The sequence below is a fragment of the Oceanobacillus jeddahensis genome (assembly GCF_000750635.1).
GTDB classification, from domain to species: domain Bacteria; phylum Bacillota; class Bacilli; order Bacillales; family Amphibacillaceae; genus Oceanobacillus; species Oceanobacillus jeddahense.
This window is the reverse complement of record NZ_CCDM010000002.1, coordinates 626,796-640,555: the sequence shown is the minus strand read 5'-3', so window position 1 is coordinate 640,555 and position 13,760 is coordinate 626,796. Positions and strand designations below refer to the sequence as shown.

Annotated in this window: 16 protein-coding genes and 1 pseudogene; 12 read left to right on the top strand and 5 right to left on the bottom strand. The window is 36.1% G+C overall.

Going from position 1 to position 13,760, the window contains the following annotated elements; translation table 11 throughout:
* Positions 1-122 precede the first annotated feature (122 nt).
* From BN986_RS10835 to BN986_RS10825, 3 genes are all read left to right on the top strand, one after another.
* Positions 123-971 carry a metallophosphoesterase gene (locus BN986_RS10835; protein WP_040979818.1) on the top strand — a complete coding sequence of 283 codons (849 nt, stop codon included), beginning with the start codon at positions 123-125 and terminating at the stop codon, positions 969-971.
* Between the two features lie 124 nt (positions 972-1,095).
* Positions 1,096-1,668: an SCO family protein gene (locus BN986_RS10830; RefSeq protein ID WP_040979816.1), complete on the top strand. Its 573-nt coding sequence runs from the start codon at positions 1,096-1,098 to the stop codon at positions 1,666-1,668.
* A 253-nt stretch (positions 1,669-1,921) separates the two neighbouring features.
* Entirely contained in the window at positions 1,922-2,392 is a 471-nt protein-coding gene (locus tag BN986_RS10825; RefSeq protein ID WP_040979814.1) for a YkyB family protein, read from the top strand.
* A 92-nt stretch (positions 2,393-2,484) separates the two neighbouring features.
* Here the strand turns inward: BN986_RS10825 and BN986_RS10820 are convergent, their stop codons facing one another.
* Positions 2,485-2,805: a hypothetical protein gene (locus BN986_RS10820; protein WP_040979812.1), complete on the bottom strand. Its 321-nt coding sequence runs from the start codon at positions 2,803-2,805 to the stop codon at positions 2,485-2,487.
* Positions 2,806-2,929: 124 nt separating this feature from the next.
* Complete coding sequence (locus BN986_RS26160) at positions 2,930-3,094, bottom strand: FbpB family small basic protein (RefSeq protein WP_074435656.1); 165 nt, start codon at positions 3,092-3,094, stop codon at positions 2,930-2,932.
* A gap of 109 nt (positions 3,095-3,203) precedes the next feature.
* Here BN986_RS26160 and BN986_RS10815 point away from each other — a divergent pair, with 109 nt between their 5' ends.
* The 3 genes and pseudogenes from BN986_RS10815 to BN986_RS27640 form a co-directional block, all read left to right on the top strand.
* Positions 3,204-4,361: an aminotransferase A gene (locus BN986_RS10815; protein ID WP_040979810.1), complete on the top strand. Its 1,158-nt coding sequence runs from the start codon at positions 3,204-3,206 to the stop codon at positions 4,359-4,361.
* Positions 4,362-4,485: 124 nt separating this feature from the next.
* Positions 4,486-5,010: a signal peptidase I gene (gene lepB / locus BN986_RS10810; protein ID WP_040979808.1), complete on the top strand. Its 525-nt coding sequence runs from the start codon at positions 4,486-4,488 to the stop codon at positions 5,008-5,010.
* Positions 5,011-5,997: 987 nt separating this feature from the next.
* Positions 5,998-6,078: pseudogene (locus BN986_RS27640) on the top strand (YjcZ family sporulation protein); the annotation flags it as partial.
* Positions 6,079-6,502: 424 nt separating this feature from the next.
* On the opposite strand, the gene BN986_RS10805 reads toward BN986_RS27640, so the two are convergent.
* On the bottom strand, positions 6,503-7,867 hold the full coding sequence (locus BN986_RS10805) for a TrkH family potassium uptake protein (protein ID WP_040979806.1): 1,365 nt from the start codon (positions 7,865-7,867) through the stop codon (positions 6,503-6,505).
* 110 nt (positions 7,868-7,977) lie between these two features.
* A complete protein-coding gene (locus tag BN986_RS10800; protein ID WP_244444990.1) occupies positions 7,978-8,388 on the bottom strand; it encodes a YwpF-like family protein in 411 nt (136 codons plus the stop codon).
* A gap of 1,296 nt (positions 8,389-9,684) precedes the next feature.
* On the opposite strand from BN986_RS10800, the gene nfsA reads away from it, so the two are divergent.
* Entirely contained in the window at positions 9,685-10,431 is a 747-nt protein-coding gene (nfsA, locus tag BN986_RS10795; protein WP_040979802.1) for an oxygen-insensitive NADPH nitroreductase, read from the top strand.
* Positions 10,432-10,479: 48 nt separating this feature from the next.
* Here the strand turns inward: nfsA and BN986_RS10790 are convergent, their stop codons facing one another.
* Entirely contained in the window at positions 10,480-10,932 is a 453-nt protein-coding gene (locus BN986_RS10790; RefSeq protein ID WP_040979800.1) for a hypothetical protein, read from the bottom strand.
* Between the two features lie 184 nt (positions 10,933-11,116).
* Here BN986_RS10790 and BN986_RS10785 point away from each other — a divergent pair, with 184 nt between their 5' ends.
* The 5 genes from BN986_RS10785 (at position 11,117) to spoVAE (ending at position 13,757) form a co-directional block, all read left to right on the top strand.
* Positions 11,117-11,320 (top strand): DUF1657 domain-containing protein, encoded by a 204-nt coding sequence (locus BN986_RS10785; protein ID WP_040979798.1) that lies wholly within the window; start codon positions 11,117-11,119, stop codon positions 11,318-11,320.
* 87 nt (positions 11,321-11,407) lie between these two features.
* Positions 11,408-11,854 (top strand): hypothetical protein, encoded by a 447-nt coding sequence (locus BN986_RS10780; RefSeq protein ID WP_052400752.1) that lies wholly within the window; start codon positions 11,408-11,410, stop codon positions 11,852-11,854.
* A gap of 60 nt (positions 11,855-11,914) precedes the next feature.
* Positions 11,915-12,394, top strand: coding sequence for a stage V sporulation protein AC (gene spoVAC, locus BN986_RS10775; RefSeq protein WP_040979796.1), 480 nt, complete (start codon positions 11,915-11,917; stop codon positions 12,392-12,394).
* On the top strand, positions 12,394-13,410 hold the full coding sequence (spoVAD, locus tag BN986_RS10770; RefSeq protein WP_040979793.1) for a stage V sporulation protein AD: 1,017 nt from the start codon (positions 12,394-12,396) through the stop codon (positions 13,408-13,410). Before spoVAC ends, spoVAD begins: the two co-directional genes overlap by 1 nt.
* On the top strand, positions 13,407-13,757 hold the full coding sequence (gene spoVAE / locus BN986_RS10765) for a stage V sporulation protein AE (RefSeq protein ID WP_040979791.1): 351 nt from the start codon (positions 13,407-13,409) through the stop codon (positions 13,755-13,757). The genes spoVAD and spoVAE overlap by 4 nt, the downstream gene beginning before the upstream one ends.
* The last annotated feature ends 3 nt before the right edge of the window (positions 13,758-13,760 follow it).

Here is a 13,760-nt window from a genome sequence, read left to right as displayed (position 1 = left end):
AGACAAAGCATCGTCAAACCGCACTTATATAAAACGAAAATATTAAGCTTTCCTATCGTGGAAAAAAGACTTCTATCCGTGCTATAATTTTCGTATTGAGGTATCAGAAAGGAAATTACACAATGAATCGCAGAACGTTTTTAAAAAGGTCCCTTGGAAGCTTATTAACATTACTTGGCTTAAGCGGCGGAAGTTATTTTTATGCTCGTGAGATAGAACCTTCTCTACTGACAATCACAGAAGAATCCATTACATCTTCGCAAATTCCCAATGCTTTTAATCAATTTAAAATAGTCCAGTTTTCCGATACACATTTAGGTTTTCACTACAATTTAGAACAATTTGAAAAACTAGTTTCGAAAATTAATAATTTAGAACCTGACTTGATTCTGTTTACAGGAGATCTAGTTGATGAACCTAACAATTATCATTGGAATAATAAACTTATTCAGTTATTACAAAAGCTAAACGCGCCTGAAGGGAAGTTTTGGATATACGGAAATCATGACCATGGTGGCTACGGAACAGATATTTTATATGAAACCTTTGAAATTGCTGATTTTACTTTACTGCAAAATAGCGCATCTCGTATTCAGCGGGGAGACGCATCTTTTATATTAGCAGGACTTGATGATGCAATGCTGGGTAACCCTAATATTAGTCAATCTTTAGAAGAAAGAACGGATTCTGATTTCACCATTCTTCTTGCACACGAACCCGATCTTGCAGATACCATAAAAGATTATCCGGTAGATATTCAATTATCAGGACACAGTCATGGTGGTCAAGTTCGCCTTCCATTTATCGGTGATTTATATACACCGGCATATGCAGAAAAATATGTACAAGGTAAATATACTATATCAGATAAACTAACACTTTATGTAAACAGCGGCATAGGAACTACCCGTTTACCTTATCGCTTTTTCTGCAGACCGGAACTACATGTATTTACATTACATTCATCCTAGATTTTTAAGAATAACCATTCAGTAAAACGCTTAAAATGTCATAATTCCTTCATAAGACTAGCTTTCTCAATCATTTTCCCAATGCTATAATGAACGTAAGCACAGTTGGAAAGGAATTAGTTATATGAGAAATTATTTTATACTTATTGGTTTATTATTTCTATTGGCCGGATGCGGAAAAAGTTATGCTATTGAAACAACGATGTCAGAAGAAGTTCCCGATTTTGAGTACACCACACAAGATGAAGAACAATTATCTCTGGATGATTTAGAAGGAGATTGGTGGGTCGCTGACTTTATCTTTACAAACTGCACAACAGTTTGTATGCCGATGACTTATAATATGGCTCATTTGCAAACGATGATGGAGGAAGAAGGCATCGATGCACAGCTTGTATCTTTTAGCGTTGATCCGGACTTTGATACACCAGAGGTGTTAAAAGAATATGCCTCTAACTATGATGCAGACTTTGACAATTGGTCTTTTGTAACTGGATATGATTTTGAGACAATACGAGAGTTTTCCATTAAGCATTTTAAAAATCTTGTTCAAGCTCCTGCAGAAGGAGATGATCAGGTTCTCCACGGAACATCCTTCTTTTTAGTCAGCCCTGAAGGAGAAGTTGTCAAAAATTATGAAGGCATTGAAATGGAGAATATGGATGAGATTCTTGCTGACTTAAAAAAGGTAAATTAAATGATGTAACTAACTAATTCAACAACCAATATCTCTACGAACGTTAAAAGAACTATTTTACTTCGACATCTTAAAAGACCTTAGTCAAAAACTATGGTCTTTTTTTCTTCCTCAAATCTTACCAAAACATAAACAAGTGCATTTGTTCGTATTTTTCTGATATAGTATTGAAATTCCATAAAGTTTAAGTTAGAGTATTAATTAAAATAGATTAATTAAATGAAATCCTTTTTCCAAAGGGAGAGAATATAAAATGAAACATGAAGTTGAGGTTCAACAGCTGGCACAAGCTTTATTTGTGATTAATAAGCATGCCAAAACAGCTCCCGAACCGAAGCAGTTATATCAATTAAAAAAACAAGCTATCGAACAATTATTAAAAGAGAAAAAAGCCTTCAAAAAAGGACTGCATTTTTCTGATCATCCAAAGCTCAGTAATCAACACTCTACCGTGCTTATTAAGGTTGGAGATTATTGTTTCCACATTCCACCTACAAAAGAGGATTTAAAACAATTGAAGCATCTGGGCACATTGGATCAAAGCTATCGTAATCCTCCGGTAAAAATGTCTTTATCTCATGCAAAGCGCCTTATCTGTAAGTATATTAACTGGAAACAGGAAAAAACAAGATCCACCCCAGTTCGAAAACAAAATTCGAGCTACTATGTACCATCTTCATTAGGAAAAATGGATTGGCCTCCAATACGTTCTAAAAAAAGATGAAAAACATAGCCGGTATTTACCGTTAGCTTCATTTTTATTGTGTATCCACTTTACTCTCATATAAAATGGAGCGAATTTTATGTTTTAATTAGTTACTTTCTTTTTAATAAAAATTGGTGTAATAATGGAAATATAGCTAAACAGATCCCTAAAAAAACAAGACTGTGCATAGCGATTTTTAAAAATTGCCAGATATCCTTCTCTTGAATCATACCTAAAATAATTGTAAAACAAATTATAATGATACTTGCACCAATATAAGCAAGAAATCGCAACATTTGATTTTTTATCGCCCATTTGTAAATTTTCTTCATTATATAGTAAACTACCAAACTACATAAGAGCGTGATGCCGATATAGATATAAGTACCATTAATTCCTATATTTCCAATGGTTATTATTCCAGCTAACAACATATTCTCACCTTTTCTTCTATAAAGTCTGTTGTTATCTTAGTTTCGTCTCTTCCAGTTTATTTTATACAGGAGTAATATTTCATATTCTGTAATAAAAAAACCGCTTTCGCTAGGAAATATCCTATTCAGCGGTTAATTCTTTATTATTCTTTTTATGATTCAAGAGAAAAGCTTCTTGTTTCTTTTCTAACTTCTCTTCAATTTGTGATATACTTTTTTCATCGTTTAATAACTCCTGTCTGTTCATATCGACAAGTTGTTCAAAATTAAGTGTTCTTGGTCGCATGTTGTATTCTCCTTTTATTTCATTCTTTAATTTTATTATACCCATTTTTGTTCGTATTAATCCAAATTATTTGAACATTTATTGAAAATTTTAAGCGAAGGTGATTTAGTTGAAGTATTTATTAAATAATAACGTAAAAAACATTGAAATTTCCGGAATTCGTAAATTTTTTAATCTCGTCTCTGGTGAAAAGGACGTCGTTTCTTTGACCATTGGGCAACCAGATTTTCACACGCCTGATAATGTTAAAAAAGCTGGAATCAAGGCGATTGAGAATAACTTTACAACCTATACACCAAATCAAGGGGTTCTGGATTTGCGAAAAGCAATACATCGTTATTACGAAGCAAATTATGAATTAAATTATCAGCCAGAATCAGAAATTATCGTAACTTCCGGGGCATCAGAGGCAATTGATATTGCTTTTCGGACTATTCTTTCACCAGAGGATGAAGTTATTTTACCAAGTCCTATCTATCCTGGCTATGAACCTCTCATCACTTTAGCCGGCGCTAAATCGGTTCATGTAGATACTACCAATACAGGGTTTAAATTCACACCGGAAACATTGGCAGATGCTATTTCGGAAAAAACAAAATGCGTTGTACTTCCTTCCCCATCTAATCCAACAGGTGCAGCATATTCCAAACAGGAATTACAGGCACTTGCGGAGGTACTTCATGGAAAAGAGATTTTTATTTTATCAGATGAGATTTATAGTGAAATTATATATGATTTTGCTCATACTTCTATTGCTTCTATTTCTAATTTAAAGAATCAAACCATTGTTATCAATGGAGTATCCAAATCTCATTCCATGACGGGATTCCGTATCGGCTATACTTTAGCTCCTGAATGGATATCTGAAGAAATGTTAAAAGTTCACCAATATAATGTTTCCTGCGCCGCATCAATTAGCCAATATGCTGCATTAGAAGCACTGACAACTTACGAGAAGCATACAACACATATAAAACAGGTTTATAAAGAACGCAGGGATTATGTATATAAACGTTTGGTAAACATGGGGTTAGAAGTGGAACAGCCACAGGGAGCCTTTTATATTTTTCCGAAGCTGCAATTAAATAATCTAAGCTCATTTGACCTTGGGCTATCTTTAGTTCATGATGCCAAGCTGGCTCTTGTACCTGGAAGCAGCTTTTCACAGAATGGAGAAGGCTATATGCGTTTAAGCTATGCCTACCATGAAGATATTTTAAAAGAAGGATTAGACCGATTAGAAGCATTTCTAAAAGAAAAAAGTTGACTATGTTCATAAAAATTTAACCTGGGCCCCCTTTTCTTGGGGCCTTTCAATTAGGTTATTTGCGTCAGATTGTGTAAACATGCTACGATAAGAAAGAGACTAAGCAATTTTTGGAGATGAGCTTGTGGAAAATGTCAATCATAAAAAAGAATGGATAGGCTGGCTAAAGGTTATTATTATTACGCTTATGCTTGCTTTTTTTCTCAGGACGTTTATTTTTGCCACTTCCATTGTTGAAGGAGAGAGCATGTACCCTACCCTTCAGGATGGGGAACGTGTGATTTTTAATAAAATTGTTTACACGATTGATGATCCTCACAGAGGGGATGTGGTAATTATTCATCAACCGCCCAAAAATTATGTGAAACGTGTAATCGCCATGCCTGGAGAAACAATAGAAATTGAAAATAGTCAATTATATATAGATGGGGAGGCTTTTCAGCAGCATTTTTTAAGTGATGAAGTAATTGCCCAAACCAATAATTTTGGACCTATGGAAATTCCTGAAGATAATTATTTTGTAATGGGCGATAACCGGTTGATTAGTAAAGACAGCCGTAATGGGCTTGGGCTTATTCCAAGAGATGATATCATCGGCAGATCCGAATTAATTATATATCCTTTTAACCAGTTCGGCTCGATAGATTAAAAGCAGAAAACTGATTCTTTTTCTTTAAGAGAAAGTTCAAAAAGTCCAATAAAAATGACACGGCGAATTTCTGCGTCGACTTGCTTTTCCGGTGGGGCGAGTAATCGCAGTCCCAGGACGTCGCGAACTTAGCCGACTTGGTCCTATTTATCAGACTTTTTGAACACATATTTTAAGAAAATAGAAACAGCATTCTGCTTTTAAAATGACGTAAAGACTATTCTTTATCCATAACACAATAACCAACGTTTAAGACAAGAATCGCAAAACATACTACACCAAAAAGCATTTCCATTCTGAAGCACTCCCTTCACTTATGTACATCATATCATGTTATCATTTCCTAATATAATACCATCTTATCAATATCTACACATAAAATAAAGTGAAAAATGGAATTGTTCGCAGTTTGACAAGTAATTTTCCCTTTCTGCATCATTAATTTGAATTATTTTATCTAAAATCACTGTAATAATATAACCGGCTTAGTAATACCTCAACTTTCAGACCTAAGAATAAACATATATATCTTGCTATTTCAGGATGGAACATGCTCTCCATTACCACGCTAGCTTTTTGGTTACATATCCGGCCATTTTGGAATTGGCGATTGTGCATAGCTCCGGTCCGGCCAACCACTTAGGATTCTCCGTGGTTGGTCTGCGCTCTGATAGGATTCTACAGCGAATGAAAGAAATAATATTTTGTTGAGGCTAGCGCAAGTACAGATCCATAATCTTCCTTCCCTAAGACGGATTTTTCCGCCCATTTTCTGCCAAAGTAAATTAAAAAATAAAATAATTTGATTCCCCTTCTAATTAAATTTATTTTGAAACAAGAGGTTTTAAGAGGTTATCCGTTTAAAAACCCGGGACAAATGTCTATACACATTTTATCTATCTGCATACAGTAATACTGTAAGTTCAGGAGGTGAAAAGCATGGGCTATGGATATGGTGGCGGCTACGGTTACGGTGGCGGCTATGGTGGCGGCTACGGAAACGGCTTTGCGTTGATTGTTGTTCTTTTCATTTTACTAATCATCGTAGGAGCTGCATTTTACTGCTAATCACAAAATGGCTTGTGCTAGAGGCACAGGCCATTTTATTTAAAATGGAAAAGATTTGTTCGTTGACTTCATAAGCTTTGTCTCTTCATTTTATGATCATAACAACCTACAGAATAATTCCATCGTTATTCTTTTTCTTTCCTACCGTGCAAATCAATAAATATAAGCCATAACCCCTTATATATCAATGGTTATGGCTTTTTCACACATGAAGAAAGTATAAAATTTTTAGGTGCCAAGTATAAGTATAACGGTTTTGATCGGGCAGAAATCACAACCCCAGCTCATCCCCAGTCCTAACTAAGGCAATCCAGCGCCTATACAAGACTTGAATTGCCAAGTTTTCTTTATTCTTTCAGAACTGATTGATAACCAGAACAATGGAACATTTTTCTATTACTGAAATGACATTCACCAACTAGCTTCAACCAATAATCATTCTTTCTTTCGGATAGTTAAACTTTGCCGGATCTTTTTTACGTCTAAAAATCAGCAGGAAGCTAAGAATACCTACCCGGCCAATAAACATTAATATCATCAAAATAATTTTACTGAATACAGATAATTCACCTGTGATTCCTAAAGATAAACCTACTGTTCCAAAAGCAGAAGTAACTTCAAAAATAGCCGCATCTAATGAAATAGGCTCTAACAGTGTAAGTATAATGACAGACGTAAAAACAGCCATAATCGCAAAAAAGGTTACTGTCACAGCTTTATTTAAATCTACCTCATACACTTCTCTATGAAATATTTTAACGTCTCTTCCGCCTCGGATAAACGTGATTAGAAAAATAAGAACCAACGCAAAAGTTGTTGTCCGAATTCCACCTCCAGCACTGCTAGGTGAAGCACCAATGAACATTAATGCAGACATAAATAAATGATTTGTATCCGATAATAAATTCAGATCCATTGTTGCCAAACCGCCACTTCTAGTAGTAATTGATTGGAATAAAGCATAAAAAAGCGATTCATGCCAGGAAACACCTTTAAAAAAACCATTGAAATCAAATAAATAAATCCCCACTGTTCCAACAAAAATTAAGCTAAAAAAAGTGGTAGTGGTTAACTTGGTAAACAAACTAAAATGAAATTGATGTTTTAATTTCCTACGATGAAATATATATTCTTTTACCTCAATAATTACCGGATAACCGATTGCCCCAATAATAATAAGCAACATACAAATAACCTGGACAAAATAATCAGAGTGAAAAGGAAGCATAGATTGGCCAGTAATATCAAAACCGCCATTTGTTAACGCGCTGATAACAGTGAAAAACCCATGCAAAAATGCTTCTCCAAACGAAGAATAATATTGCATAAAATAAATTGCTAAAATAACGAAAAAAATGCTTTCAATCATCAGCAAAAGGTAAACTATATTCTTAATTAACCGCACCATACCGTCAAAATGAGTTTGATTTTGATCGGTCATAATCATACTTCTTTCTTTAAAACCAATTCGCTTCCCTAACATCACCCAAAGTATGGTCCCTAGTGCCATTATTCCTACTGCACCGATTTGCATCATAAGGGCTAAAAAAACAATTCCTGTTGTACTTAATGAATCCGCAATGGAAATTGTACTTAACCCTGTTACACTAATCGCACTAACAGCTGTAAAAATAATATCGATAAAAGGAATATTGATTTCCGGCTGATGCGAAACAGGTAAAGATAATAATCCTGTCGATAACGCTATCGCTGCAATATAATAAAATAACAGCAGTTGAAATGGATTCCATTTGCGTATACTTTTATATTTATTATGCGTTTTTTTCATTGTTTTCCCTTCTTCTCATCACATAAATATCCATTATACTCGTTGTACGTGCTCAAACAATTTCCAACAAACTCCCCTCAAAAAGCCATTAATGACTTTTTGAACACAGACTAATAAACCTCTTTAAATTTCTGAATTAAATTTTCACCTTCATATCCCTTCTCTACAAGTCTTGTCAAAAGTTGTTCTACATCTTTCTTTTGTTTATCAATTATTTTACCCATCAACATCACATTCATTTGTTCACCAATTTCATGCATCTCTGTCAATTTAGTAATAAACGAAGCAGGTTCATTCGTATCTTTTGTAATCGTAGCTTGAACCATTAGTTCCTCATTTAATTTATCCTTAAAATAATTCCAATAAGAACGATTGATAAATCCTTCGATTAACCATGTATCATGGTCATCTTCACGATTGATAATAAGTCCATCAATCAAATGCACTTCTGTTCCTTCCAGTCCTTTATCATAATCCAGAATAACTAATTTACGCAGCTTAAATGTTTTCACACCTATCATCCTCCACCGTATGAATTCTTTAGGGTATCACTGAACTTATTTTCGTATTTAAAATTATTTCCTCTCATTCGTTAAGTCCTGGACCGGGACTGGGGCTGCGATTACTCGCCCCATCGAAGAGCTTTTGCGATTACTCGGCCTACCCAAAAACATCGCCAGTTAGTTTTTTAATACCTGCCTGTATCGAATATAATATTTATAATAACACATCCAATCACGGTGTAACATCCATTCTCTTACTACAGATAGGAGCAAGATTCTTGGAAACGGTGTAACCCCCGTGATACACTTACTATCGAGTATTGTTATCAACTCAACTTTCGCACTTTAAAAGTAACTTCATTTCCATAGAAACAGGAGTTGATCGTTTCTTTGATAACTCCTTAAACAAAGATATAGAAGGGGAAGTGTAAGATACCGCTGCGGCGGACCGTTTTGCTTTTCGACGTACAACGGTTTTGATGGGGCGAGTAATCGCAGTCCCAGGACGTACTAGTGCAGACGTTGCAACAACTCTTTTCGATGGGGTGAGTAATCGCAAAAGCTCTTCGATGGGGCGAGTAATCGCAGCCCCAACCCCAGGATGTTGCGACTTTAGTCTGCCTAGGCGCACGCTCTTCAGCTAACTTTTGCCAAGAAGAGCGCTTGGCAAAAGTGGATCTTCAGATGGTGCTGATCCCACAGGAGTCAAAACGGTCCGCCTCCGCTAGTTAGCTATTCTATACGTGAAATAGCTGAACAAATAAAAGGTAGATCAGACAGAAGAGATTTTTTGTTGTGCATGGTAAAATGATCAGCAATAATTTCTTTCTGTGCAAGAAAGCTATTCCCCATGTTAACTATCCATGCTGTTTTGATTCGAACTGCTAAACTAACCATTTAAAATACTGGAATAATCGTGTTATCAAACGAAAGAGCCACTATTTCGTCCAACCTAACAGGATGTTATTTCTTTCATTCGCTGTAGAACCCTAACTCAGCGGAGGCCAACCACGGAGACTCCTATGGGAACAGGGCGAGCTGAAGATCCACTTGAAAAGCGGTTTTCTTTTCAAGTTAGCTGAAGCCGTCCCCATGGAAAGCGGAGTGGTTGGCCGGAGCGGGAGCTATGCACAATCACCAATTTCAAAATAGCCGGATATGTAACCAAAAGCAAGCATGGTATTGGAGAACATGTTTATCCTGAAATAGCAAGATATATATGCTTATATTCTTAGGTACGAAAGTTGAGTTATCAAATAAAATAATCAAAAATCTCTTTTACAACATGGAAATATGAGAAGGAGGACTATCATCTTGAATCAAATCATTGAAACAATAATGAACCATCGCTCGATTCGAAATTTTTCAGATAAACCTTTAAGCAATAGTCAAATAAAAATAATTGTAGAAAGTGCACAACGCGCATCAAGCTCTAGCAATGTGATGGCCTATAGTATTATTGGTGTATCCGATCAGGAAGTCAAAGACAAACTCCATACTATTTCTGGACATGCCCATGTAAAGACAAATGGACATTTGCTTATCTTTTGTGCAGACTTACATCGAATTGATCAATTAAAGGGAATTGAGCATACAGAAGCTTTTCAAACTAACCTGGAGAGCACGGAACAATTTATTGTAGGCACAATTGACGCTGCTTTAGCTGCACAAAATGCCGCTATTGCTGCGGAATCTCTTGGGCTGGGTATTTGTTATTTGGGAAGCCTGCGTAACGATATCCAAGCGTTTAATGATGTGCTAAAATTACCATCACATGTTGTTCCATTATTCGGTTTAGCAATTGGCTTTCCAAAAGAAATACCTGATATCAAACCACGGTTGCCCCTTCCTGCAATTTATCATGAAAATGAATACATTCCTTTTGACAAACAAAAGCATTTTATTCAAGAATACGATCAAACCATGAAAGATTATTATGAATCCCGAAATTCAAATAATAAACAAGAAACATGGACAGAACAAATGAATAAAAAATACGAAAAACCAACCCGCATGGATGTTGGGCCATTTGTAAAAGAGAAAAACTTCAATAAGCATTAAAACGAAATAACACCTTGTAAAAAGCGGCAGAGATTTCTCTGCCGCTTTTTACACATCTAAATTTATTTCTTCCTCGAACGTAAAAACTTTCTCTTCCCCATTCATTTGATAACGAACTTGAAAATAAATAATACCATCTTCAAATTCAACATCCTCTATCTCCATATTCGGCTGATAGTATATATCACTATTATGTAACGTGCGGTAAACGTACCCTCCTGTTACCCGATGTACATCTTCATGTGCAGAAAGGGAAACTAATGGTGTCTGATGCTGAATCGTTACTTCTTCCTCCCCGATATATTGAAGAGAGCACTTCACCTGTATATTATCTGCTTCTCCGCTGAATTGAATATGTAATAAAAATAAGTCATCCAGAGATACTGTCTTCGTTATCTCCATAGCCTGATCCTCTTCTAATTGTGACATATACCAAAAGAATATTGCTAATACTAAAATGATTAGAACCGAAATACTTCCCCATATTTCAAATCTTTTCATAATCACCCTTCCTTTAAACACATACTATTTCTTCCTCTTTCCTCTCTTTAATTTCACCTTTTTTCACCTATTCGTTGAAGAGGATTACTGCATTTTGATACAAATTTTGGAAAGCCTTTACAAGCATAAAAAATATTTTTTTCATCAAAATAATAAGTGCAAGATATCAAAAGGAGTGAAGAAAATGACAGTAGGCACGCAAGTTCAACAAACGATAGCGGGTTTAAAAAGTGCACAGGCAAGCCTTGAACAATTTGCACTTCAAACAGATAATAAACAAGCACAGCAATTATATAAAAATGCAGCGCAACAAACACAAGGTGTTTTAGATCAGCTAGAGCCAAGAGTACAACAAGTTATGCAAGAAGAACCTCAGTACAAACAGTAATAAAGGTATGTTAGAGAACACACTAAAACTGGGGGACTATCTGTATGGTCTCCCTCTACATATTAGATAAAAACAGGATGTGAATGTATGGGAATTAAAAGAATTACTCTGTTCCTCAGTTTTATTATTTTTTTAGTTGGATGTCACCATAATAATGAATCTTCTCATTCGGAAAACCCGAATATCAAGCATCTATCTACAAATTCTTATCATGAAACTGCAACACAGGCAAAAGAATTACTAATGGAAAAAGAAGATATTAAAGCTGTTCATGCAGTTAATACAGACGATACACTGCTCATCACCATTGAAGTTCCTCATCATGAGCGATTCTCTCTAGAAGATAAAAGGAAAGCCTATCAAAAAGAAATTGAACAAACTTTTCCCAATTTTACCATAGAGTTATCAACAGATAAAAAGATAATCCTTGAAACAACAAAACTGGAAGAAAAAATGACAAATCAAACGATATCCGAAGAGGAACTCAAGAAAAAAGTAGAGGAAATTATACACCTATCCAAGGAACAGACTTGATATTTCATTCAGAATAACCTTTGTTTAAGTCGTACAATAACCTAAAAAGGAGTGCTTTTCATGGGAGATAAAAAGAAACAAAAATTAAATCCAAATCAACAGCGCTATCAAGATTTCCAACAAAAGCGGGAAACCAAACGTCCCATCTTCAAAAATTGTATCAAAGCTTTCCTTATAGGCGGTTTAATCTGTTTTATCGGACAGCTCATTTCGACTTTCTATATTTATCAATTTAATTTCACAGAAAAAACAGCAGGAAACCCAACCATTGCTACATTGATTTTTATTACGATGCTGTTAACCGGTTTTGGAGTTTATGACCGCATCGCGCAATTTGCTGGAGCCGGATCCGCAGTCCCAGTTACAGGATTCGGGAATGCTGTCATTTCCTCAGCAATTGAATATCGTTCAGAAGGATTTATTCTCGGTGTAGGTAGCAATATGCTTAAACTTGCTGGGCCTGTCATTGTTTATGGTGTTTTTTCCGCATTTGTCGTAGCCATTATTAAAACTATTTTAACACAATGGGGGGGATTCTAATGCTGAAGGGACATCAATCCTGGATTTTTGAAAACCGTCCATCAATTGTTTCAACCGGTACTATCGGCGGCCCTTTTGAAGCAAAAGGAAAAATTCCCGAAGCTTTTGATATTCTCCATGAAGACATGTGGATCAATCAGGATTCCTGGGAAAAAGCGCAGCAAAAAATGTTGGAGGAAGCAATTCAGACTACGCTTAAAAAAGCCCGTATCGAAAAAGAAACCGTTGAATTTTTAATTGCCGGTGACTTAATCAATCAAATGACACCGACCAGTTTTGCTGCAAGTACAAGCAGCATTCCTTTTTTAGGAGCTTTCAGTGCTTGTGCGACCTCGATGGAAAGCTTGGCACTTGCTGCTTCCATTATTAATGCAAAAGGAGCAAATTATATTCTCTGCGCAGCTTCCAGTCATAATGCTGCTACAGAAAAGCAATTTCGCTACCCGACAGAATATGGTGGTCAAAAGCCTCCTACTTCTCAATGGACGGTTACTGGAGCAGGTTGTGCGCTTGTTGCTCAGGATGGCTCAGGACCATCAGTCACTTCAGCTACGATTGGTAAAGTAGCTGATATGGGAATGACAGACCCATTTAATATGGGGGGAGCAATGGCTATCGCTGCCGCCGATACAATTGAAGCTCATCTTCGGGATATGCAAATCGATCCATCCTATTACGATTTAATTATCACTGGAGATCTTGGACATGTTGGAAGAGAAGTTTCATTAGATTTATTACATGACAGAAATATTCCGATTGAAGCAGAAAAGTATGTGGATTGTGGCATTGCTATCTATCGCGAAGATCAACCGGTTCTTGCCGGTGGAAGTGGTGCCGCTTGCTCAGCCATTGGAACATATGGTCACTATCTCCAAGAAGTCATCAAAGGAAATTTACAAAGGATACTTGTAGTAGCAACGGGCTCTTTACATTCTACATTAAGTATTCAACAAAAAGCGCCTATTCCATGTATTGCACATGCTGTGTCAATCGAAGCAAGAGGTGAACAACTATGATTTTTTTCTGGGCCTTTGTGATAGGAGGACTTATTTGTGTTATTGGACAAATTATGTTCGATGTCTTTAAGTTATCTCCTGCGCATACATTAAGTATTTTAGTTATTTCTGGAGCTATCCTGGATGGGCTTGGTTGGTATGAACCACTTATCGATTTTGCTGGAGCTGGTGCAACCGTACCCATCACAAGCTTTGGAAACTCTTTAGTTCATGGTGCCATGCAGGAAGCAGAAAAGCATGGATTAATCGGTGTTGTAACGGGAATGTTTGAAGTGACAAGTGCCGGTATTTCTGCTGCCATTATATTTGGTGTTATTGGTGCCATTCTTTTCAAACCAAAAGGATAGGGA